This window comes from Granulicella sp. WH15, from assembly GCF_009914315.1.
Taxonomy (GTDB): domain Bacteria; phylum Acidobacteriota; class Terriglobia; order Terriglobales; family Acidobacteriaceae; genus Edaphobacter.
On record NZ_CP042596.1, the window covers coordinates 2,419,173 to 2,442,048 of the forward strand.

Annotated in this window: 16 protein-coding genes; 6 read left to right on the forward strand and 10 right to left on the reverse strand. The window is 54.9% G+C overall.

The window, feature by feature from the left end:
- The first annotated feature begins 67 nt into the window (after positions 1-67).
- On the forward strand, positions 68-697 hold the full coding sequence (locus FTO74_RS10040; protein ID WP_162538026.1) for a TetR family transcriptional regulator: 630 nt from the start codon (positions 68-70) through the stop codon (positions 695-697).
- A 244-nt stretch (positions 698-941) separates the two neighbouring features.
- Here FTO74_RS10040 and FTO74_RS10045 read toward each other — a convergent pair whose 3' ends face one another.
- The 4 genes from FTO74_RS10045 to FTO74_RS10060 all read right to left on the reverse strand — a co-directional run bounded on the left by FTO74_RS10045 (position 942) and on the right by FTO74_RS10060 (position 7,490).
- Positions 942-1,496, reverse strand: a complete 555-nt coding sequence (locus tag FTO74_RS10045; protein ID WP_162538027.1) for a cytochrome b — start codon at positions 1,494-1,496, stop codon at positions 942-944.
- Entirely contained in the window at positions 1,493-2,506 is a 1,014-nt protein-coding gene (locus FTO74_RS10050) for a catalase family peroxidase (RefSeq protein ID WP_255462171.1), read from the reverse strand. The genes FTO74_RS10045 and FTO74_RS10050 overlap by 4 nt, the downstream gene beginning before the upstream one ends.
- Positions 2,507-3,000: 494 nt before the next feature.
- Complete coding sequence (locus FTO74_RS10055) at positions 3,001-5,904, reverse strand: bifunctional YncE family protein/alkaline phosphatase family protein (protein ID WP_162538029.1); 2,904 nt, start codon at positions 5,902-5,904, stop codon at positions 3,001-3,003.
- A 500-nt stretch (positions 5,905-6,404) separates the two neighbouring features.
- Entirely contained in the window at positions 6,405-7,490 is a 1,086-nt protein-coding gene (locus FTO74_RS10060; protein WP_162537048.1) for an IS110 family transposase, read from the reverse strand.
- A 235-nt stretch (positions 7,491-7,725) separates the two neighbouring features.
- On the opposite strand from FTO74_RS10060, the gene FTO74_RS10065 reads away from it, so the two are divergent.
- From FTO74_RS10065 to FTO74_RS10075, 3 genes are all read left to right on the forward strand, one after another.
- Complete coding sequence (locus FTO74_RS10065; protein WP_255462172.1) at positions 7,726-8,118, forward strand: BlaI/MecI/CopY family transcriptional regulator; 393 nt, start codon at positions 7,726-7,728, stop codon at positions 8,116-8,118.
- Positions 8,115-9,917, forward strand: coding sequence for a M56 family metallopeptidase (locus FTO74_RS10070; RefSeq protein WP_162538030.1), 1,803 nt, complete (start codon positions 8,115-8,117; stop codon positions 9,915-9,917). Before FTO74_RS10065 ends, FTO74_RS10070 begins: the two co-directional genes overlap by 4 nt.
- A gap of 81 nt (positions 9,918-9,998) precedes the next feature.
- Positions 9,999-12,872: a carboxypeptidase regulatory-like domain-containing protein gene (locus FTO74_RS10075; protein WP_162538031.1), complete on the forward strand. Its 2,874-nt coding sequence runs from the start codon at positions 9,999-10,001 to the stop codon at positions 12,870-12,872.
- 203 nt (positions 12,873-13,075) lie between these two features.
- Here FTO74_RS10075 and FTO74_RS10080 read toward each other — a convergent pair whose 3' ends face one another.
- The 3 genes from FTO74_RS10080 to FTO74_RS10090 all read right to left on the reverse strand — a co-directional run bounded on the left by FTO74_RS10080 (position 13,076) and on the right by FTO74_RS10090 (position 15,364).
- A complete protein-coding gene (locus tag FTO74_RS10080) occupies positions 13,076-13,516 on the reverse strand; it encodes a YrhA family protein (protein WP_162538032.1) in 441 nt (146 codons plus the stop codon).
- A gap of 639 nt (positions 13,517-14,155) precedes the next feature.
- Complete coding sequence (locus FTO74_RS10085; protein WP_162538033.1) at positions 14,156-14,713, reverse strand: hypothetical protein; 558 nt, start codon at positions 14,711-14,713, stop codon at positions 14,156-14,158.
- Positions 14,714-14,782: 69 nt separating this feature from the next.
- A complete protein-coding gene (locus tag FTO74_RS10090) occupies positions 14,783-15,364 on the reverse strand; it encodes a TetR/AcrR family transcriptional regulator (RefSeq protein WP_162538034.1) in 582 nt (193 codons plus the stop codon).
- Positions 15,365-15,478: 114 nt separating this feature from the next.
- Between FTO74_RS10090 and FTO74_RS10095 the strand changes: the two genes are divergently transcribed.
- Entirely contained in the window at positions 15,479-16,177 is a 699-nt protein-coding gene (locus FTO74_RS10095) for a hypothetical protein (RefSeq protein WP_162538035.1), read from the forward strand.
- A gap of 166 nt (positions 16,178-16,343) precedes the next feature.
- On the opposite strand, the gene FTO74_RS19525 is transcribed toward FTO74_RS10095, so the two are convergent.
- Together FTO74_RS19525 and FTO74_RS10100 are read right to left on the reverse strand one after the other, a co-directional pair.
- The gene (locus tag FTO74_RS19525; protein WP_220398993.1) at positions 16,344-16,487 is read right to left on the reverse strand and encodes a hypothetical protein; all 144 of its coding nucleotides are present in this window, start codon (positions 16,485-16,487) and stop codon (positions 16,344-16,346) included.
- A 463-nt stretch (positions 16,488-16,950) separates the two neighbouring features.
- Positions 16,951-17,952 carry a methyltransferase gene (locus tag FTO74_RS10100; RefSeq protein WP_162538036.1) on the reverse strand — a complete coding sequence of 334 codons (1,002 nt, stop codon included), beginning with the start codon at positions 17,950-17,952 and terminating at the stop codon, positions 16,951-16,953.
- 661 nt (positions 17,953-18,613) lie between these two features.
- On the opposite strand from FTO74_RS10100, the gene FTO74_RS10105 reads away from it, so the two are divergent.
- A complete protein-coding gene (locus FTO74_RS10105; protein ID WP_255462173.1) occupies positions 18,614-21,034 on the forward strand; it encodes a TonB-dependent receptor in 2,421 nt (806 codons plus the stop codon).
- 328 nt (positions 21,035-21,362) lie between these two features.
- On the opposite strand, the gene FTO74_RS10110 is transcribed toward FTO74_RS10105, so the two are convergent.
- Positions 21,363-22,853, reverse strand: a complete 1,491-nt coding sequence (locus tag FTO74_RS10110; protein ID WP_220398994.1) for an aldehyde dehydrogenase family protein — start codon at positions 22,851-22,853, stop codon at positions 21,363-21,365.
- Positions 22,854-22,876: the final 23 nt, after the last annotated feature.

Below are 22,876 nucleotides of genomic sequence, written 5' to 3' on the forward strand. Positions count from 1 at the left end.
ATCCCCCTCTTCCATTCTCAAGGGTGATCCCATTGAAGAACTACGTCAAATAGTGCAAAATTGCACTATGGCAACCAAGAAAGATGGACTACGAGAGCGAAAGAAGCTCGCTCTGCGGCACCTCCTCACCAACACGACGATCGATCTCTTTCTGGAACATGGATTCCAGGGAACAAGTGTCGACCGAATCTCGGAGGTGGCCGGAGTTTCGCGCCGCACCTTCTTTTACTACTTCCCGGCGAAGCAGGATGTCGTGACCGCGTGGTATGCGCAACAGGGAGAATATCTTGCGGCAGCTTTCAATCGGCGACCACACGGTGAGACTCCATGGGAATCGCTGACCGCAGCCTTCCTCGAAATGCACAAACATTACGGTGGCAACGAGGAGCGCACGCGAAGACTTCGCCAACTCATTCACCTTGAACCGGCTCTGCTGGCCAAAAAATACGATTTTTACCTCAGTGCGGCAGAGATGCTGGTACCGGCGGTGAAGACAAGAGTGCGCGCACCGAACAAGCAGAACCTGCTCATCCACGTCATCGTCCAGGCAGCAATCGCCGCCTATAACGCCGCGTATGGAGAGTGGATAATCCGTCCGCGCTCACGGTTTGAATCCATAGCCTTGAGTTCGTTCAAGCTTGCTCGCCCGGTATCGGCAGGAGATCTTGACCTGATCCACGAGAATTCCTGTCCGTAGAACGGTGAAGAAGGCCACGTCTTCCGGGGAGGACGTTACGAGGGAAGGCTCCAGACGGATGCCTTGGTCAATCTTCCCCCGGACACTCGGTTTACAGAGAAATGAGGTACGGGTTGGAGCAGATCAGTAGACTAATCCTGCATGAAGCAAATTGGGTTTCTCTCATGATTTATCTCGGCACGAGTTGATATCCCGATCATTCCTCCTTAGGTTGTGGAGGAATGATCGGCTTTATAGGGCTCGGTCACTCTGACTCGTGGCGCGTCGGCACAGGGGCCATCGTCTCGAATACCCCATCGTCTCTGATCAGCTTATGGAAGAGAATCGCGGCGACATGCATCAGGATGGTCACAAAGAAGGCAAAGGCCAGATAATAATGCGCACGCCACAGCAGCGTATGCAGGCTCGGGCTTACCGGCAGGATGGAAGGCAGATGCACGCTGCCGAATAGCACGACGGGGTAAGAGGCTGCGGACAACATCCCCCAGCCGATCAGTGGCATGCCGATCATGAGAGCGTAGAGAACGTATTGCGATAGCTCTGCGGCAAGCCTCATCGGCGCAGGCAGGTCGGCTGGCAACGCTGGCGCATGAAAAACAAATCGGAGCGATAGACGGATAAGCGCCAGCACCAGAATGGCAATGCCGAGCGGCTTATGAATCTGCACCAGGGTCAGGTACCTGCTGGTGACGGTGGAGACCATGCCTACCCCGATAAACAGCATGGACAGGATGCAGATCGCCATGAGCCAGTGAAGCAGGCGCTGTGGTGCGGTGAAGCGTTTACGATCGGCTGTCATTGCTTGCCTCCTGTCGCGTTGCGCGGATAGTACTTCTCTTCGGCTGTGCGGCTGTTATATGACCGGGAATAAGCCGCTGAGCGGGCGGAGGGGAACGGGTCATCCGAGGTTGTGATGCCAGCAGGAAGGACTGTGGGATCGTAATTGATGTCGCGGCAAGGGCCGTCAGCCTCCTGCTCGATCTGCTGCACCGTAAGCGTGCCGACGTCCACTGTGCGACGGTCGGCAGGCCACGCTTTGTTGGGGTCTGCGGTAGGGTCGCCCGGGGCGGACACCGTTACTAGCACGTTCCATCGCTGCGGGCTGGAAGCAACGCGCTGGGTGATCTCCTGATCCAGGAAATCGGGACCGCGCTTGGCCAACTCATCCGGCGAGATAGAGACGGGCTGCGCTGCCGGTACCAGTGACCAGCGTACGGTGCGCCTGGCCCCAGAATTATCAATGAACACGAAGGAGTTCAGGCTGTTGTAACGTTCCTCAGCGTAGCTCCCTGTCCAGGGCGCACTCTTGGCCCAGCCCAGGAAGGTGGTGAATTCAGGATGTGAAGCGATGAAATTCTTCATGGCATCGGGCTCCTTGCTGCCCGATGCCATTTGCAGGTCGTAGAAACCCTGCACTGTGGAAACAGGAAAGATCGGCGCATCGATCATGGCGCTGCGCCACTCCTGCCCATTCGGAGGGGTGATACGAATGCCGAGGCCACGCACACGTACCATGGCATCGGCGGCATTCGGGTTTGTGGTGGCGAGGTTGAAACGTCCCACCACGGGGTACTGACCGGGGACGAAGACCTGAGCTTTGGAGAGTTCCGAGCCGTTACCGTTGGCTTCAAAAGTTCCGGTGAAGCAAATGCCTTTGGCATGGTTGCGACGGTGGCCCAACGCCGGGCCTCCCGGAGGCGCCAGAGAGGCTACCAGCTTCTTTGGCGTCAGCCGATCTGGCGAGAGCCATCCTGCCGTATATGCAAAAGCGACGGCGACCACGCCGACAACTACTGCAATGATCGCCAACCGCGCAAGAGACAAATTCCTTGGTGATGAAGGTGGCTGGGGCATTGATACCTCTCTTCAATCGATTCTGTTTTGCTACAACGATTACGTCATTGGGGACTTAACCTGCACTTATATGGTGAAGGAACTCAAACTTCCGTCTGCTCTCTGCTTCAATGCGTCGTGAAGAAAAACTATAACCGATCTGAAGGAATTTTCACTTGAGTTTGGATGGAAGCGCACCAATACCAATTGAAAAGTTCGAAGCTTCTGCAACCGTATTCAAGAGGAAAACTACGTGCATCGCCAACGCGATAGGTCGCGGCTGATTTCCTGTACTTTCACCGAGAGATCACCTCGATCCTCATGGCTTCCTGTTCTCCCCGGATGTTCACAGAGTAACGAAGAGCCGAGCGGATTAGTATTGAAAAGCGCTCCTTCCGTACGTTAAAGACCACTTCCCGTAGTCTGAATTGTGGGTGCTGATTTAGGAGCAATCGAAGCACTTCGGCGAGTCATCGGTCGTCGTCATCATCTCCGCCATACTTCATTGCTGCTTTGACCAGTGGACCGGGTGCCAGGACTTTGTCTTCGCCGGGATAAGGACGATTCCAGCCGGTGGTGACATACCAGGTGACGTGGTTCAGGAAGTTGGGATCTACTGCGTCGGCCTTATCGTACTTGCCCTTCATGACCTTGGCAGTTGCTTTCAGCCACTGCTGTTCGACGGGCGTATAGGCGAGGGACTTGCCTAGTGGTAGATCCGGTCCCTGATCGAGCGCGACCGTAGCCGGTATGACGTCGTAGGGCGTGAGGTCGGCATTGTCTTGAAAGGCGTCGAACATGGGCGAAGCGACGAGGTCGAACTGCGTGAGGGGCAGAACGCCAAGGATGTTTTCAATGGTGCGGTTGATGTTCTCGGCAGTGTAGGTGGTGTGGATGGCCTTGCCCTGGCCGGGCGACTGCGGTGCGACGGTATAGGGACTAATGATGTAGACGGGCTGGCGATGACCGTCTACGTGGTCGGTGCCTGCCTGTGAATCATCCTCTTCGACGAAGATGGCAGACTTGTCCCAGATCTTGCTGTGGCTGATCGCTTCGACCATGCGGCCGAGTGCGAGATCGTTGTCAGCCTGATAGTTGATGGGATAGGGATGCCCCTTGGATGTGCCTGCAGTGTGGTCGTCAGGCAGCCAGAGGATGGTGAGGTTGGGAACCTGGTTCGCAGCGTCCATACGCTTGAATTCCTTGATCCAGTAGTCGGCGCGATATTGGTCAGGAATGTCGAAATTGAACGGCGGAAAGTGCGGGTCCATGATCTTTGCCGCGGATGGGATAGCGGATGTCACATGGATAGCGTCGCCGGGGACGACGCAGTCGGCAGTAGGAGCCTTACCCTCTTCGCATAGCGAGGTCTTGTAGAAGTCGGCCCATCTGTAAGCGGAGCCGTCCGGTTTGCGCGCGATGGTAGTGCCGCTGCTCCATTCGCCATAGAGGCGTGCGGTCATGCCCATCGCCGCAACTTCGGTCCAGAGAAAGCCTTTGGGAGTGTTCGTGAGCGCATCTTCTGCCTGACCGCCGGGGTACGAGCGGATCCAGTCGGGCGAGAGGATGTCGTTCGAATAAAAGGAGCCAGACATGCCGATCCATGGATGGCCGTCGGCAGATTGTCGGCTTGGCGCGTAGACATTGTCGAGCAGCGGAAATCGCTTGACGAAGGAGTGTTGGTTGGGTACGGCGGAGGCGAAGACTGCTAGCTCCTTAGCACCATTGCCCCAGGCTACGTCCCCGAGCATCTGGTCGTAGGTACGGTTCTCTTTGATGATGAGAAAGACGTGCTTGATGAGCGATGGCTCGCCGATGTGTTTCGGTACGGCGCTGGGCTTCGCGTGAGGATCAACGAACCGTTTGCCGACTTCGATGTTAGTTGTCAGATTCCAGTGGTTGTTTTCGAACACCTGCTTGCTAAGGGCGGCGAGGCTGGATGCGTTGGGTTCGGCGATGAGATTGACCACTCCCATGTCGGCGTGGGTGTTGTAAGCGATAACGCCACTCTTGGTTGTTGTGGTGGTGCCGCGCGAGCCGAGGCCTTTGTCATCGGCGATGACGAGCTGTTTGCGTTCCTTGTCGTAGGCGATAGAGGTTGGAAAGTAGGCCGTAGGAATATAGCCAATAACGGGATGCGCATCACGGCCTTGGAGGTCTATGACGGCAATGGCGTTTGCCTGACCGAGTGTGACGTAGGCTGTGCCAGTCTCTGTAACAGCGACACCGTTGGGCCCGGAGCCGAAGGTTCCTCCCGCGATGGGGACGCTGAGGTTGATGGTCCGGGTGACCCTCTTGGTGTCGAGATCGATGATGGAGAGGCTATCGCTGTAGGCGTTGGCAACGAAGAGGCGCGAACCGACTACGGTCATGCCAGCGGGATGAAGGCCGACATCGATTGTGGTTGCGAGTTTGCCCGTGTCGAGATTGACGACAGATACGGTGCCGGTGATGGTATAGGCGTCGGTACGATCGACCACGATGGGCGTGCCGTCGGAGTCATTTGTGAAATCGTCTGAAGTGGCGGGGCGGCCGCCCTCGTTGCTGATGTAAGCGAAGTTGCCATGGATAACAACGCTGTTCGGCGCGTTGCCTACGGAGATTTGTGTGACGAGTTTTGCGGGTGAGGCTGTGAGATCGATGACTCCGAGTGTGTTGGCTGCGTTGAGTGCGACGTAGGCTTGCTTGCCGTCAGTTGAGAAAGCGATGCCGCCGGGGTTGATCGATTTTGCGTTGTGGTACGCGCGTCCATCTGCGGGAGGCGGTGGCAGGGCGACTCGCTGTTCGTGGCTGAGGAGGCCAGTGTTCCGGTCGACGTTGGCGACGGAGACGTAGTTATTGTCCTGGCTGAAGAGCAGTCTGGAGCCGTCAGGCGAGTAAGTGATACCAGCGAAGGAGCCGGTGCTGCGTTCCTTCGCGGAAGCATTTGCTCCCCCCTCAGGAAGGTAGCGCTGCAAGACCTGACCGCTCTGCGTGTCGAAGACAACGATGGGTTGCGGAGATCCCATCAGAAGGACCGCGGCGGTGTGCGCAGTCTTGCCAGGATTGAGCGCAATGGCTTTGGCACGGACCGGAGCACCGAGTTCAATGAGGCGACCGGCAGGCGTCAGCACTTGATTGTCGGAGACAACGATGGATCCGTCCCGCTGCGGGCCCACAGTGCGATTGGGGCTATCGACCTGCGACTGAATGCCGGATGTGGCGCCGCCGCCCCTGGTTTTATCAAGGATGTCGTCTTTGGGGGCGGTAACGTTGAAATCGGAACTGGTGCCGGATTGCGGGCGCGGGGTCTGCGCGGACATCGACAGAGAGTAGACAAAAAAGGTGAGCACGGCTGTTTTTGCGGCACCGCTGGAGAGTTTGGGGGTTCTCATGTTGTCCTCTGGAACCGTAGGTATACACCAGCTTTAAGAATGGACGATAAGCTCACCGCATCGCCGGTCGAAGTAGGCATGCTGTTCCATTCCGGCATACGTAATTGGTCTGTCGAGATGCTACCATCCGTTTGCGGAGATAACGGAACGCTATTCAAACAACCTGTCGTCCGACGACATTAGTACCGACAGACGCCCTTCTCATTATCAACTTGTACGTGACGAGAAGCCGACTTTCTATGAGCAGGTCACTAGTGTCAAGTGATTGTTCTTTGTTTTTTCCTTCATAGGGCTTTTGCTTTTGTTGTTGCTCTTGGCTTCGTTGCTCTCCACCGTGTTTCTATTCGCACTCTGGATGAGCTGTCTTCATGCAAGCTCGGTGCCGGTTGGGGTTCGAGAGGAGAGTCGATGCTGCCATTTATCGGTCGGCCTCGAAGGCCGAAGTCGGCTCGCAGTCATCGGAACACGGTGTCGTCGCAACGGGTGAACATGTTGATCTCTCAAGCAGCTTGTTCGTAGAACGGCATATATGTAGCTTGGGTGCTCCAGAGATGATGGAGCAACACCGCAAGCTTGCGTGCTACTGCGACGACGGCCTTACTCTTGGCCTGCTTACCACCTCGTGCGGCCAAGTGCAGACCCCACTGGCGCAGCGCCGAGTCTCGTCCGTGCGGTCGGAGGATATGGTTGGAGCACTCGATCAGCAGACTTCGGAGGTATGCATTGCCGGCATGGGTGATGCCAAGCTGAGGATCATGGTCTCCGGACTGACTTCGACGAGGCCGTAGGCCAAGATAGCAACCGACATCACGACTTCGTCCGAACCGTTCCTTGCTGCCGAGCGTCAGCACGAAGGTCAAGGCGGTGAGGTGGCCGACGCCGTGAACCTTCAGCAGCGCCTGCGTCTCTGGATACTCGGTCTGGCCGAGCTGTTGGATCTGTCGGTCGTACAGCTTGATCTTTACTGTCATCTCCGCGATCTGCTGAAGCACCGGACCGAGCGCGTGTGCCAGTCCAGGTGGCATAACAGCAACGCTGCGCTGGGCGAAGCACGTTGTGGCAGAGGCAGGCATACGGTAGCCGCACGACTTCGTCAGACCACGAACGGCGTTCACCGCAGCGGTACGCAGTCGCACCAGCAGCGCTCGCGCACGAATCAGAGTCAGAGCCTGCTGTTGCTCGACCGTACGATGGGCGATCGGCCTCAAGATATTCGGATCAAGCCGCGCATATCTTGCCAGCTTCTCAGCATCCACCTGATCGCTCTTCCGATCACTGTGCGAGATCGCACGTAACTCGCGAACGTTCGCCACGATCACTTCGTGGCCTAGTTCCTGCAACTGTGCGCTGATCCAGATCGAGTGTGTTCCGGCCTCCATCGCGACCCGCGCTGATGGCACGTCGGTGAACCACTTCTCAATCGCCTTCGGGGTAGTTCTGAAGCGGCCACGGTCGACCACTTCTCCGTCCTGGTTGAGAGTGCAGTAATGGCTCCAGACATCGCCAAGGTCGATGCCGATCGTCATCTCGACCTTGGCTTGCCTGCGTGGAACTTCAGCGATGAGGTGTTGCGCTGGCTTCTTCATGGGAACAGTCTGCTCCTCCTTCGGAGGACCTGCTCATCCCATTTATCGGTATGAATCCGGTTCGCGAGCGTATTGGCGATTTTCCGCTAATCATCAAGGTCCGTCATGTTTCTTGGCACATCAACAACCTTCCGGAACAATCAGGCGATAGCGTGTCCCGAGTTGCCTCACACCGATCTAAAACCTACGACAATCGTCGTTGACACCTACGACAAGTTTCGTATACGCTTTGGACATGATGACGAAGCAGGCTAATCTGCCGATACCGACCGAAGCCGAACTGGAACTTTTAGCGGTGCTGTGGAGCAAGGGTAGTGCAACCGTGCGAGAGGTCCACGAAGAGATCGGCCATGAACGCGCACTTGGTTACACCACAGTCTTAAAGATGTTCCAGCGGATGATGGAAAAAGGGCTGGTGCAGCGGACGGAAGCTGGAAAAGCACACACGTACCGGCCAAGTGTCAGCCAGCAAGAGACGCAGAGTCAAATGTTACGCGACCTTAGTAAACGGCTCTTCGCAGGCTCATCCACACAGCTCGCCATGCACGCCCTCTCTATGCAATCGCCGAGCGTTCAAGAGCTGGAGGAGGTGCGAAAGATTCTTGAAGAGAGGAGTGGCAAGCGATGAACAGCACTTTGCAGGCCCTCGGGTGGACCTTGATCCATTTCTGCTGGCAAGCAGCGGCCATCATTGCGCTTTATCTCCTGGCAGATTCAAGGCTCCGCAATACACGCAGCCAAACCCGTTACCTCTTTGCGCTGGCAACGCTGTCCCTGATGTTTCTCGCTTTCGTAGGGACGTTAGGGTATGAGACGCTACGCAATCCCATCACCTCAACTCTTCCCTTTGAGAACACCTCGGCTTCTTCAGCCGCAACCTCTCCCATCAAAGACTCCATCTCTCGGATTGCGCTGCTAGCGAATGCGTCTGCTGCTCCCCGATGGACAACTCTCCTGCCGTGGCTCGATGGAATGTGGGTGCTGGGCGTGATTGGACTTTCCATGCGCTCTCTTGGTGTCTGGCTGTGGTTGCAACGCCTGCGCCGAGTCACGAGGACGAGGGCTCCTGAAGCAATCCAGGAGAGCTTTGAAAGAGTTTGCAGCACGCTCGGAATTGCACGGTTGCCAGGGTTGCGTATCTCAGAGTTGATTCCCGGCCCGATGACGATCGGCACTTTTCGGACGCTTGTTCTTCTGCCTGCGTCCGCTCTGCTTTCGCTTAGTCCGGAACAGTTGGAGGCTATTTTCGCGCATGAACTGGCCCATGTCCGCCGTGCGGACTACTTCTGGAACCTTGTCCAAACGCTGGCAGAGACATTGTTTTTCTTCCATCCCGCAGTCTGGTGGCTTGGGAAACGGATCAGAGAACAGAGGGAGTTGTGCTGCGATGACATCGCTATCGAAACATGCTCCGATCCACTCATCTACGCAACGGCGCTCTTTCGGCTCGAAGATCAGCGCGCTGCCGGACTCAATCTCGCAATGGCTCTTGACGGCCACCAGTCAAGCATCTCGTTTCGCTCCCGCATCCTGAGGATTCTTGGTGAATCCGCCCCTCAGTCACCGGCTAGTCGCCTTCGCCCTTTGTCTCTCATTGCGGTGTGCGCCAGCCTCTCTTTTCTCCTAAGCCCCCTCCCAAAGATAGAAGCCGTTGCCGCACGACATCTTCCGGTGAAACAGATCCTGGCGACGCCTAAAGAACTCGTGCGTGCAACAACGCATCTGGCACTCCAGTCCACACGCGCAACATCGGAGGCGGGCAAACCTGCGACGTTGAACCCGACGCAAGCGCCAATTGCGAAATCGACCTCTGACACTCTCGACTATGCAAAGCAGATGCGGGCGGCTGGATACGATGCGGATCTGGATAATTACGCCATCTTGCAGAAGGCGGGAGTTACGCCCGCCTACGCTCAGGAAATGGCAGGCCTCGGTCTTGGTACGCCATCCGCCGCTCTTCTTCTGGAACTGAAAAAGGAAAACGTCACTGGGCAATATCTGACGGCGATTCGCGCTGCTGGCCTTGAGCCACGCGGCTTTGCCCAACTCATGGGCTTCCGCATCTTCAACGTCACTCCAGAATTCATCACCGGGATGAAGGCCGCGGGATTCGCTTCGATTCCTCCGGGCAAATTACAGGCTCTTCGTGCCCTGGGAGTCACTCCCGAAGATGCGAAAACGATGAAGCAGCAATATCCGAATACCACTGTCCAGGATTTGATTGAGTCCCGCGCTAGTCAAAATACCGAGAATAAGATAGGCGCTCCCTCGGTCAGTCATCGTATGCAACTGCCCGCATTCTCGGACGCCGCAACACCTCCAACCCCGCCACACGGCTCACGACGACAACCGGGCCCGTGGTGGGCAAACTCCGGACTGCCACCAGGCTCGCAGCGAGGTAACAGCCCTCCACCTCTGCCCCAATAGTCAGCCCTAATTTCGTTCCAATCCCCCGCCAGATTGCTTGAATCGGGCGTCAGGTGAACTGCGCCCAAAAAGGAGCACGAAATGATGTCGTCAGGACTCTACGCAATGCGGCAGATGTCGAAGTTGCTGCTTGTCATTGGATTTGTGCTCGGTTTCGCATTCAGCACGCCTCGTATCGCACAGGCGCAAGCAACCGGCAGCATTCATGGCCGAGTGATGGACCCAACGGGCGCACTGGTATCGGAGGCCACTGCTGTTCTCACGCAAGGCAGCGGCAGGAGTGAAACGCAGTCGAGCAAGGATGGGAATTTCAGTTTCAAATCCGTGACTCCGGGGACCTATGCGGTCACTGTTGATGCTGCCGGATTTGCTACCTATTCCAAGGAAGGCGTGTCGGTCCGTTCAGGACAAGTCGTCGATCTCAGCATTTCGCTCACTATCAAGGTGGAGCAGCAAACCGTCTCTGTTTCAGACCGGAACAGCGGAGTAAACGTGAACCCGGATGAGAATGCAAGCGCACTAGTCATCAAAGGGGCAGACCTGGATGCACTGTCGGATAATCCCAATGAACTGGCAAATCAGCTACAGGCGCTTGCCGGACCAGCGGCTGGACCCGATGGCGGCCAACTATATGTGGACGGTTTTAGCGGCGGCCAGATTCCTTCCAAGTCCTCAATTCGGGAAATTCGCATCAATCAAAATCCCTTCTCTGCGGAGTTTGATCGGCTCGGCTATGGAAGAATCCAGATTTTCACCAAGCCTGGCACCAACAAATTTCATTTTCGCTTTCTTGCAAATGCCAGCGACTCTGCATTGAATACTTCCAATCCTCTCGTTTCGCAGCAGCCGAATTACTACATGACATTTTTTGACGGGAATATTAGCGGACCCTTGACAAAGAGCGCTTCGTATTTTCTCGATGTGATACGGTACGACCTACAAGGTCAGAGCATTGTCAATGCCGTGAATCCTGACAATATATCGTCAACCTTCAGTGAGGCGGTACCCAATCCGTCATCACTCACGAACATTCACTCTGGGCTTGATCTCCAGACCGGCAGTAACAATACCTTGATCCTCCGGGAATTTTATTTCCGCACCGTGCAAACAGGCGCTGGTGTCTCGGCTTTGAATCTTCCCGAACAGGCATACAAGACAGATAATCAGGAGAATACTTTTCAGGTCGCTGATGCCGTAGTGGTGAATGCACACCTGCTCAATGAAACGCGTTTTCAATGGCGGCGAATCCGCAACGACCAGGCACCCTCCTATTTCTCGCCGACTGTGACCGTTCAGGGTGCCTTTACGACTGGAGGTAACAATCAGGGAGTCATACAGGATCATCAGGATATCTTTGAATTTCAAAATATCTCGACTGCAACTATCAGGGACCATACCGTGCGTTTCGGAATGCGACTTCGCGCCTATCGAGACGCCAACTATGCTAATTCCGGGACCAACGGTTACTACCTCTTCAATTCTGTCGCTCAATATCTTGCAAAGACTCCAGCACAATATCAAGCAACAGTGATTAGCAATCTACTTGCACGGGTACTTGTATTCGATGGCGCTCTCTTCTTCCAGGATGATTGGCGCTGGAAGCCCAACTTTACCCTCAGCTATGGTCTTCGTTTCGAGGGGCAGAATCGCATCCATGACCACAATGATTGGGCACCGAGACTCGCACTAGCGTGGGCACCGGGACATCTCGGAAAGACTCCGCCCAGGACGGTACTGCGCGCGGGCTATGGCTGGTTCTATAATCGGTTCACCGTAGCCAATACATTCGCTTCGTCGGGCTCCGGGACGAATGCGACGACGGCGACGCCCTATATCATTCAGGCGATTCATCAGAACGGTATCAATCAGCAGAGCTATGTGATTGACAACCCGAATTTCTACGACCCGAATGCGGCAGCACCAACGGGAACCATTACGAGCGCCACTGGGTCAATTCCATCTCTCTATAGTATCGATCCCCACTTTCACGCGGCTCTCGATATGCAGGGTGGGATCGGAGTCGATCAGAAAGTCGGCAAAAATCTTACGTTCAATGTCACCTATCTATTTACCAGGGGCTTCCATCAGTATTTCACCAACAATGTGACGGCACCGAGTTTTAATCCTTCCACCTATACCGTCGTTGGCTCGACGCCCTCTACCTTCAATTACCAATTTCAGTCTGGAGGCGTTTACAAACAGCATCAACTGATTCTGACCACCAACGCACAATTTCAACGTATGTCGTTGCATAGCTCCTACACGTTCAACCAAGCGAGGAGCGATACTCAAGGGGTTACATACTTCCCTTCGATCGCTCAAGACCCCAGTCTGGATTTCGGCCGTCCGAACTTTGATATCCACCAGAGCCTTCAACTCCTGGGAACTATCTCTGCACCCTATGCAATCACCTTCGCTCCGATACTATTCGCTCAGTCCGGGACTCCTTACAACGTAACAATTGGAAGAGACTTGACCGGGAACAATCAGTTCAATGCGCGTCCAACGTATGGAACCTGCGGCGCAGCGGATGTCGTTTCCACTCAATACGGTTGTCTCGATTCCAACCCTGTAGGCAAGGGAGAAAAAATTGTTCCTTTCGGGCTTGGCACTGGACCTGCCAACGTGAGCTTTTCCATACGTATGAGCAAGGTCATCGGGGTCGGACCAAAAATCGGAGGACCAGCACCCAGCCAAGGTGCGGGTACTGGAAGTGGCATAGTTACCTCTGGAGCACTCAGCGGAGGCAAATTGGACGCGACTGCGAAACGCAAATACAACCTTACGTTGACCGCTGGTGCGATCAATCTCTTCAACATCGTGAATCTGGCGTCGCCAAACGGCACACTGCTCTCACCACTTTTCGGCAAATCGCAATCTCTTGCGACTGGGGCGTATGCCAATCCACTTCCGGGCAACCGCTACATCTTTACGTCTGCAATCTTTAGCTTTTAGATCGGCTCGCGTTCGGCACTCCACTATCTGCCAAGCATTCGATTGTTGACTTCAGATCAAGCGTCGTCGGATCGCTGGCGTCAAACTAACTTCGTGCTTGCAGGCTGGCCACAGGACTTGGCTTGTACCTGAAAATCCAATATTTCACCGGAATGCCGATAAGCGAACAGATGCCGACTTCGCGATACGCACTTAACTATGATTCACTCTTCCAAGGCTTCTCGCAGCACACGTTCCAGCATTATATCGAAGCTGTCGAATTCGTCGATAACATCCAACGACGGCACATCAAGCGCAATCCAACGCCTGTGCGTACGGTCATGCGCATAGAGCGTGTGACCTGTTTCGGCATAGAAGATAAACCGCGGCGTTGGTTCGCCCAGACGGTCATTCGCCTCAATGAAACCGCTGAGGAAGGGCTCCCTATGCTCTGTCGCGCCATAGACGACATAGCCGTTGAAGTCGACCCCGTCGTTGCGCCGCAGAAGAGTGATATACCCTTCAGGTAGTTGCGTCTTTAGCGTTTCGTGGGCGGAATTGCGGAGGCGATCAATTGTTTCTTCGGTGGCTGGCGGCCAAATGGTTTGATCATATTCACGCTTCTCGCCGTCAATGCGCTGAAGCAACCCCTCTATTCTCGACATTCTGCCCTCCTATGCGCGGCACGCTTGTTGAATCACAAGGGTCTCTACATCATGAGCTACTCTAATGATTACCAGGTAAAGTGGCACGATCCAGGGGCAAGGCGTTGCCCCCATTGCGGCGCAACGCCTTGCATGCCGTTCAGGCGCAAGCTCTCGATGTGGCTGGCCAGGGGCGCGACCTGTCAGGTCTGCGGCCTTAAAGTGGCACTCGACCCCATCAGAGCTGCGATCACGATTCTGCCGATCTTTGCGCTGGTAGTGGCCCTTCTCCCACTCATGGTAATAAGCAATTCCCTTCTCTTGCCGATTGCGCTAATCGTTATAGTGCTAAGCGTGATCGGTTTTCCATGTTTTGGGCGCCTCTGAGGCCGGACGAGTTGAGTTGGAAGGCGAAGGTACGGGAGAGCGAGAGTGCGTTGCGTCGTAGCGGACCAGTCATGCTTCAGGGGACAAGGATGAGCACTTATGATTTTGTTTTGAATTTCGGGACTAGGCATCATCCTCGTAAAACGAATTCGATCTCGTCAGCGAGCGAATGTTTACTTGAGTTGCTCACTGCAACTATAAGATCATTTCCGACAAGCGAACTTATCATTACCGATTCATTTCGAAGGCTCGATCCAAGCAGACATCTGTTTCCTATTGCGGAGCCCGAGTAAGCTTTCTGCTGAGTAGGATTCCGCCAATCAAGAAGTAGAGTGCTCCGAAGATGGCATAGCCGCCCATGTCTTTCGCGTGGAACTTGCCCGCGAGACCGCCGAGAATAAAGGCTATCCCCGCGGCAGAGGATTGTGCTCCGCTGAGAATCATTGCCCATTGGCCGCCTAGCTGCTTGCGTCGAATGAGGCCAGCGGCAAGTTGAAGCAGACCCGCTCCAAGCGCCCATGCGCCAAATGCTGCAATGGAGTATGCCGCGTGGCTAAAGACAGTCAGCGCGATCGCAAGCGCGGCAGCGGACCCCAAAACTGCATTGACGATCTGCGAGGTTCTGGTATTGCCCGTTTGTCCTGATGTATTCAGGTCGTAGATCGTGCATGCAACGTCCCAAAGCGGATATAGGATCAGCAGGATCGCGGCGATTGCCGGATGCGAGAGCACAGTGGAGAGGACGCCCGCAGCCCAAACAAGCTGGAAGAGGGTTCGGACGAAATAGAGGTTGCGCAGGGAACGGGCGGATTGTGTTGAGATAGTTTGCATAATGCCTCTTGAGATCTACTAGTAGGTAGGTTGTGAAGTTATAGGACTCATTCAATCGAGCCCTCGTATTCAGTATTTTGGTACAGCAATCTGCTTCAAAGCCGCTTTGGTGATTGTCTGGAAGACAGCGGGGGCGCCGGATGCGCGTGCAGAAAGCATTGCGCCATGCACGACCGCCATCAGTATCTGGGCTTCGGTTGCCACAGAGCCTTGAAGCTTAATCACCTGCATCTTCACGCCTGCTTTCAAGGTCTTCTCAAGCCACTGACTCAGAGTCGTGAAATGCTGCCGGATCTCCGCCTGGACTTCGTCCGGAAGGGCGGGAAGTTCCGCAGCCATCAAAGCCGCAACGCAGAATGGCATGGTCTGGTTACGGATACACTCTTCCCAATGCTTCATGTAGGCCCCAATGCGCGCGAGAGGGTCTGAGATCTCCCGGTCAAGCAGTTCCGTTCCCTCAACAAGCCTTTGCCTATGCTCCTTGAGAACAGCCACCACAAGACCGGCCTTTGTTGGGAAATGATGGTGGATGCTCGCCTTTCTGATCCCGACAGCTTCAGAGATATCGGCGTAACTGAATGCAGAGTATCCGCGCTCCGCGATGAGAGTGTTTGCCGTCTTGAGAATTTTTTCCGCAGTTTCACTTCGCATACTAAATATGACTCCCTACTAGTAGGTTTGGTTGCAGATAATTATATTTTTCTTCCTAAGTGAAATTTAGAAATGCCACCTCTGGACAGTGTATAAAAATGAATTAAGGAAACTATGGCAATACCTCGAGTTGGGATTCGAAAGGATGACATCTTTTTTTTCGTGATGTCGCTGATAGTTCTTGGCGCTGTCGTTTACGGATTCGCCGAAAGCTATTTTCTTGCGGGAATGATAAGGGCGGAGCTGCCCAATGCACTCGTTCATATCCATGGAGCACTGTTCGTCTCATGGGTTCTGCTACTGCTGGTACAAACAGCGCTGGTGGTCGTACGTCGGACCAGATGGCACATGGCTCTGGGCGTGCTTGGGGTGATTCTGCCGCCTTTGATGATCATCTTCGGGACGTTGACGCTGTTCGGCTCGCTCCGGCGAGCGGGAACGTCGATTCCGCCGCAGATTCTTCTGGTTGGCGATCTCGAGCCCTTAGTTCTGTTCGCAGGATTGATCACGTGGGGGTTACTTGACCGCAAGAATCCAGCCTCTCACAAGAGACTGATGCTTCTGAGTACACTCGTCATCATTGCGCCGGCGATCGACCGGTGGCCGATTCTGCATCATTACCTCCCGGCAACGCTTGGGGTGTACCTGGCGTTGCCGCTCCTGATAGCCGCCTACGACCTCTTAACCTTGCGGCGAGTTCACCGTTCGACCTGGGTTCCTTACGCACTGATGGTGCTTAACGTTGTCACCCTGCCTTTCGTGGCAGGAACAACACTCGTCCATCGTTGTCTTGCCTGGGTGGTGCGGGGCTGACCGAGCTTTTCCCCAGGAGGACAGTTTCTCGGACACTCGCCGGATCGGTCTTGCCGAACGTGCATATCAGCGGTGATCGGTTGCGGAACAAATTCGAGGTTTGTTACGAAAGCTTATCCAGATCGTGAATTCCTCTGAATTGCGAGTTCTCTCAAGTGCTGTCGCCCTATTTGCAGGCAATGGCTGTGTCGAACTCGACCTTCACCGTCTCGTAGATCTGCTTTGCCCAAGATGTGAGTTCCCGTCTCATCGGGTAGTGGGTCTTCCCCTTTTGCTTGTTGACCTCATGCTTGGCGAGTGGCATCCGCACTACTTCCAGTTTCCGATAAAGTTCCTGGAGATCTGGAAATTTTGATGCTTAGCTTGGCGCATCTCTCTCGTCACTTCATACAGCCCAAACACCCAAAGGATCGAAGGTCGAACATTCCATAAGCACCCAGGGCTCATTAGCGATCGGGGGCGCGCCTTGCGGTCTTGCAAGCCTTAACCCATCTCGATGATTGGCCTCTTCGCAAACATGAGATTTTTAATCGACATGTATCGAAACGCATCGGTCTCAGACACGAGGTTTGTCGCGCTGGATCGCCAAGCCTCACAGCGTTGGCGGAACGCCTGGGGGTACTTGATGGTAGGGATTTCTGTCGAGCGGATCTGAGAGAGTACTCATGAGTTGTTTCTCCACCAGCTCTGGCTGATGAGCCGGCTCGGTGGCCGTCCCATCAGCCAGAGCAAAGTCCGGCGGGACACAGTCTCTTACGTTTACAAAAGCGGTGCTAGACGGGTCTTGCGATAAGAAGGTTCACAGGCGTCGGGGTGGAGATCTCCTCTTCCAGTTCGAAGCCCGCAGCTACCAGCAGATCGCGGTATTCCAGCTTCGTCCGTTCGAGTCCACCAAACATCACCAGCATCTGCAGATCGGTCCACTTGCCGAAGTCGAAACCTGCTCCGTCCGACAACACAAACTCAACCAGGATCAACCGCGCTGACGGCTTCATGGACCGGCGCACCGTCTTCAATATCTCCGTGGCCTCTGTATCGCTCCAGTCATGGAGCACCCAGCGCATCAGGGTTGCATCCGCACCGTCCGGCACAGCTTCAAAGAAGCTCCCGCTCAACGTCTTCAGCCGATCGTGAACGATTGCCCCCGCCACCACATGCGGTTGATCGAACAAAATGCCTCTGCACGAAGGATTCGCGTCAAGAATCGACACGATCTGCGTACCGATCCCGCCGCCCACGTCCTCGATAACAGGAAACTTGCTCCAGTCATACGCCGCGGTAATCACTGGCGTCATCGCCTCGCTCAGCGAGCGCATCGTTTCGTTCACCGCGACATTGACCTGCGGATTCCTCCGGCAAAGCTCCCAGAAATCGTAGCCATAGGTCTTATCGATAGAGCGTTTGCCCGTTCTCACAGAGTATTCCAGCTCGTCCCATCCCTCGACCGGCCCATAGCCTCTTCCCAGGTTATGCAGAACGGTAGGCCACTGAGCGCCGGGCACATCTCTTCGCAGGCAATCACTCGTCGGCGTGTTGACGAATACCTGCGGGGAAGACTGGGAAAAGATTCCGATGCTTTCGAGCGCACGCAGAAGCCGAAAGAGAGCCGATGCATTCGTCTGGGTTCGGCTTGCAAGCTCGTCCACAGTCAGGGGACCATCTGCTAAATGGTCTGCGACGCCCAGTGAAGTGGCTAAGGCAAGCGAGCGTGCCTGCCAGTAGCCGAGGATAATTGCTTGAATCTGTTCGTGTGGTATCAGTGATGCGCTCTGCAAACTTGCTCCTTGCTTTCTGTTGGGACTAAAAAATGCGGTCTAAGAAAGACCGCCATCGAAAATCTTCCAGTCGTATCGACGTATGGCTCCTCGTTAGGTCATCGATCGGCGGAAGACCTGAAGTCCTTGATTGCTCCATGTGCAGTGTATCCGTCCGGCGGGACACGACCTCTCATCATTACAGAACAAGTCGATTCACCCTAGATCCGAGGCCGAACCATTGAAGTTCGATCTCTCAACTCGCCAGCTTTCTCCATTGGGGCGAGTAGAGCTCCCCAATCCGCTTGTCGGCGATCTTGTTGATCCGGTTGCCACGCTCTGCTGTTAGGGAGCATCGAGACTCGCTTTCCGGACGATTTCGGCGAGAGAGAAAGGTCAAGAAATCTGAGTGAGATCTGATCTGATGAGTTGCTCTGCTGCTCATTTCGCTTCGAGCTCCAAGCTTTAGATCTCTTGTGGAACGTCCGCAAGCGATCCAAGTCGTATGGCATTTGTTGATCGACAGCCCATCTGCTCCCGACAAACAAATGACATCTTGGCGACAATTTCCAGACAATTCATCGCGCGCCCACATATAAGACTGAATGTGTCGCATTTAAATAGGATTTGTTTAGTCCTAATTCAACTACCGCACCCAAAGGACTTAAGGAGACCCCGTATCATGTGCCTGAAATTCCGCGCTTTTTTCCTCTCTCCAAGAAGCGCATTCTTTATCTTCTTCTTCCTTTGTCTAGTTAAGACAAGTACGGCCCAGAATGTACTCAAAGGCGAAGTCACTGACACCTCTAACGCAGCTCTGGTGAATGCACGGGCGACCCTCGTGAATAATGCCAGCCACACTGTGCGCCATGCCGTCACCAACAAGGCGGGTGTCTACACGTTCTCCTATGTTGCGCCGGGCACTTATAGCCTGATCGTGGAGGCAAACAACTTTACCCGGTATGAGAACACCACCCTCACGGTTGGCGCTGCGCAGGATATGACTATCGATGTCAGATTGCTGTTAAGCCCCGTGTCGCAGTCGGTCACGGTGAGCGACGACCATGAGTCGCTGCTGGAAGTCCCGACGCTGGGTAAAACCGGTACGAAGCTGGAGGAGATCCCGGGGAGCATTCAGGTGATCTCGCGCGAGGTGCTTGCAGAACAAGGCGCGACGATGCTGCGGCAGTCGATGACGAATGCCAGCGGCATCAACTATGGCGGACAGGACAGCAAAGGGTTTTACGATCACTTTTTGATTCGCGGACTCAATGCCACGATCTTTAGCGACGGCTTTACTGACGGCGATCAACTGGGTGGGCTTTCGCACTCGCTCAATGGTGTGGCACGAGTGGAGGTACTGGAAGGGCCGGGTTCGGCTCTGTTCGGCAGCGGCGCGCCTGGTGGCACGATCAATATCGTTCACTACACGCCTTCGTCGGAACGGCACTTTGGGGCTGGGCTGACGGGAGGCTCGTTCGGAACGATCTCGAACTACGACTATGTCACCGGTCCTACGGGCATCGCGGGCTTGAACTATCGAATAGACACTACGTTCTCACACGCCGACGGCTTCCGCTCTCTGAGCAGCCATGACTACGAGGCAAGGCCAACTCTTGAGTGGCAGTTCAAGAATCATATTCTCGACATCGCAGTTGACACCCGGCACACCCATGACACGCCGGACTCTTACGGCATTCTCTACGTCAACGGCACGCCGGCCACCAACGTCTCCATCGATGCGAAGTACTCCACTCCGTTTGCTTCCGCGAACCAGACCTTCGTTCGCCCGACCATTACGGACACATGGCACGTCAACGACATCCTGACGATCAACAACCGCTTCTCGTATCTGTTTCGTCAACTCAACGCGCTGGGCAATGGTGACAGCACAAAGACGAAGTTCAGTGGCGGGGAGGTCGTTGGGCGGCAGCTTCGTGAGCAACGCGACTCCGATGCCAGCTATGACTACCAGTTCGAGCCGGTATGGAAGCTAAAGACTGGCCCGATACATCACACGCTTTTGACCGGTTTCGAGTATCTGCGCCAAACGATTTCGACGAACAGAACCACTGCGGATCTTCCCAATATTCCTGATGCGCTCCATCCGGTGCCGCCGGAGACTTCTTTGGCCGGGATCACATTCCTGTGCGATGCGTCACATAACTGCAATGACGATCGGCTCTGGGCGAACTTCTACAGCGTGTATGCAACCGACCAGGTAGACCTCACAGAGAAGCTGAAACTCCGTGTCGGTGTGCGTGGCGACTTCTTCGACTCTTTCCTGCTGCCGCTAAGTGCGGGATCAGGCGGTGTCAACCAGGAAGGTCAGCCCTTGACTCCGAACGTTGTGGAGAGCCGTCATGACAAGCCGGTCAGCTGGAATGCCGGATTGCTGTATAAGGCAACGTCCTGGATTGTGCCTTACTTCGGAGCGTCGAGCAGCCATCTTTCCAATTTCAGCTCTGAAAATACGCAGGATGGTATTGGCGAGCCGGAATCAGCGATCCAGTATGAGGCCGGAGTGAAGTTTCCTCTCCTTCACGACCGCGTCGCGCTCAACACGGCAGTCTTCAACGTCTCACGCAACAACGTTGCAACGCCGGTGACGCTTCCTGGCGGGCTTGAAGGTGTGGTATTCGATAGCCAGCGCACACGGGGCTTTGAGGCGTCGTTCGATGGCAAAGTGACCGAGCAGTGGCATGTGCTGGCGAACACGACGTACCAGGATGCAAAGATCACGGATAATCCGCAGGGCATCACCGCGCAAGGCAATCATCCACAGGGCGCTCCCGCGCATATCGCCAATCTTTGGTCGACGTATGACTTCGCGAATGCCGGTCTGCGGGGCCTCAAGGTGGGTGGCGGGTTGAACTACCTTGGCAAAACCTTTAGCGATACTACGAATGTGAACTCCGCACCGTCGTACGTGATCGGCAAGGCCACGGTTAGCTATGACAAATCCGCGTGGGGCTTTCACCTGAACGTGGACAACTTCACCAATCGGCGGTACTTCATTGCCGCCAATGCCGCCGGAGCCTACGTGGGCAATTCTGCCTCCGTCTATGGAGGGATAACCTGGAACCCTGGCTCGCATCGATGAGAACATAACGATGTGTGCACACCCATCTGGGTCGATGGTTTCGATCCAGATGGACCCGGGACGTTCGCCTGAATGAAAGATAATCTTCTTCGAAGATGTTGTGTTTCCAGCGATGGCCTCAGCATTGATGAAGTCGTTCTTGTTCGACTTCACAGACGGAGCCGCAATTCGACGCACGTCATGCGACTTAGCTTTTGCGTGGGGCATGCTCTCCCATCCGCAACCCACTCATCGGATCTGCATAACCATCTCTGGCATCATCGCTACTTCAGCTTGGAAATCGATTGGATGACAACCGTGTGTAAGCAGGCACCTATATCCTCGAGGCCTATGTAGCTTGAATTTCGTAGGGAATGGGTTGACGTGTTTCCGTTGTCCATCTCCAGGTACTAAATTCGTGAAGATCGGCGTCGCCTCCCATCCGACTACCATTGCCTGATGCCTTGAATCCGCCGAAGGGTGCTTCCCTATTGCCTAACAGTGTTGTGTCGTTAATGTGAAGCATACCGGTTTCGATCTGCTTGCCGACTTTCTTAGCGTGTTCGATTTCTCCAAATACAGATGCAGTCAAGCCATAGCCCGTTCCATTTGCCAATTGAATGGCCTGACTCTCATCGTTGAATCCAACGATCACGGCGACCGGGCCAAAAATCTCTTCTTTGAAAGCTCTACTATTGCTCGAAACATTCTTCAGTACCGTCGGACGATAGAAGAGGTTGTCAAACGTGCCTCCCTCGACGAGTTCCGCTCCAGTTCGAACTGCGTCCTCCACGATGGCTTGTATGTTATCGCGTTGTTTCTTATTGATCGGCCCCAATCCTACAGCTTCAAGATAAGGGTCTCCCACCTTGATCGCTTTCGCGAACTCAGCCACTCTGGCAGTGTATTGATCGATAAGGCTCTCATGCACAAGATGTAACCCCACAGCCATGCAGATTTGGCCGTGATGAAAAAAGGAGCCAAACATACCAGCGTGCGCTGCCGACTCCACATTGGCATCAGCCAGAACGATAAACGGGTTCTTTCCTCCGAGTTCCAGCGAAACTCTCTTGAGGGTTGCGCCCGCAGCGGCCCCGATTTTCCTTCCAGCCACAGTTGAGCCGGTAAATGAGATCATCGATACACTAGGGTCTTCAACCAAAGCTACCCCTGTATCAGCATCTCCGGGTAATACCTGTAGGGCTCCCGTAGGCAGTCCAGCTTCTTCAAACAGACGCGCTATGACGATGCCGCCGCTGACAGCCGTCGCGACATCGGGTTTAAGAATGACAGCATTCCCCATTGCCAAGGCAGGAGCGACTGCGCGGATGGCAAGCGCCAAAGGATAGTTAAACGGTGAGATCACTCCGACCACGCCTAGCGGGGTGCGCTCGATATAGCTAAGCATGCCGTTGTCGTCCTTCAGAACGCGGGTGGTTGGCCGCAAAGCGAGTTCCGCGGAGTGGTACAGAATATCTCTCGACGCCTGTATCTCTCCATATGCTTTCATTCTTGTAGAGCCGGACTCACGCACGATCCAATAGGAGATCTCTTCCTTATGTCGTTCCAGGAGATCTGCAGCATGACGGACGATTTCTGCCCGACGCTCTGCTGGCGTCCTTGCCCATTCCCTAGATGCCAACAGCGCCGCTTTACCTGCCTCGCGCATTTCGGCAGGGTTTGCATTGGCGATCGTTCCGAGCACCTGATCGGTGGATTTATCCGTGACGTCAAGCGCTCTGTTGGCGCCTTCACGCCATCCATTCGCATACATCTTGCCGCCCCAGATTGCGGGGTTCATAAGTTCGTGGGCAACTGTAGGGATGTTTTCGCTAGACATGGACAATGTCCTTTCTTCCAAAC

Excerpts from the sequence above, each read along its gene's own strand:
- FTO74_RS10110 (WP_220398994.1), bottom strand. The coding sequence starts at position 22,853 with ATGTCTAGCGAAAACATCCCTACAGTTGCCCACGAACTTATGAACCCC.
- FTO74_RS10090 (WP_162538034.1), bottom strand. The coding sequence starts at position 15,364 with ATGCGAAGTGAAACTGCGGAAAAAATTCTCAAGACGGCAAACACTCTC.
- FTO74_RS10040 (WP_162538026.1), top strand. The coding sequence starts at position 68 with ATGGCAACCAAGAAAGATGGACTACGAGAGCGAAAGAAGCTCGCTCTG.
- FTO74_RS10045 (WP_162538027.1), bottom strand. The coding sequence starts at position 1,496 with ATGACAGCCGATCGTAAACGCTTCACCGCACCACAGCGCCTGCTTCAC.
- FTO74_RS10055 (WP_162538029.1), bottom strand. The coding sequence starts at position 5,904 with ATGAGAACCCCCAAACTCTCCAGCGGTGCCGCAAAAACAGCCGTGCTC.
- FTO74_RS10080 (WP_162538032.1), bottom strand. The coding sequence starts at position 13,516 with ATGTCGAGAATAGAGGGGTTGCTTCAGCGCATTGACGGCGAGAAGCGT.
- FTO74_RS10105 (WP_255462173.1), top strand. The coding sequence starts at position 18,614 with ATGTGCCTGAAATTCCGCGCTTTTTTCCTCTCTCCAAGAAGCGCATTC.
- FTO74_RS10060 (WP_162537048.1), bottom strand. The coding sequence starts at position 7,490 with ATGAAGAAGCCAGCGCAACACCTCATCGCTGAAGTTCCACGCAGGCAA.
- FTO74_RS10065 (WP_255462172.1), top strand. The coding sequence starts at position 7,726 with ATGATGACGAAGCAGGCTAATCTGCCGATACCGACCGAAGCCGAACTG.
- FTO74_RS10070 (WP_162538030.1), top strand. The coding sequence starts at position 8,115 with ATGAACAGCACTTTGCAGGCCCTCGGGTGGACCTTGATCCATTTCTGC.
- FTO74_RS10075 (WP_162538031.1), top strand. The coding sequence starts at position 9,999 with ATGATGTCGTCAGGACTCTACGCAATGCGGCAGATGTCGAAGTTGCTG.
- FTO74_RS10095 (WP_162538035.1), top strand. The coding sequence starts at position 15,479 with ATGGCAATACCTCGAGTTGGGATTCGAAAGGATGACATCTTTTTTTTC.
- FTO74_RS10085 (WP_162538033.1), bottom strand. The coding sequence starts at position 14,713 with ATGCAAACTATCTCAACACAATCCGCCCGTTCCCTGCGCAACCTCTAT.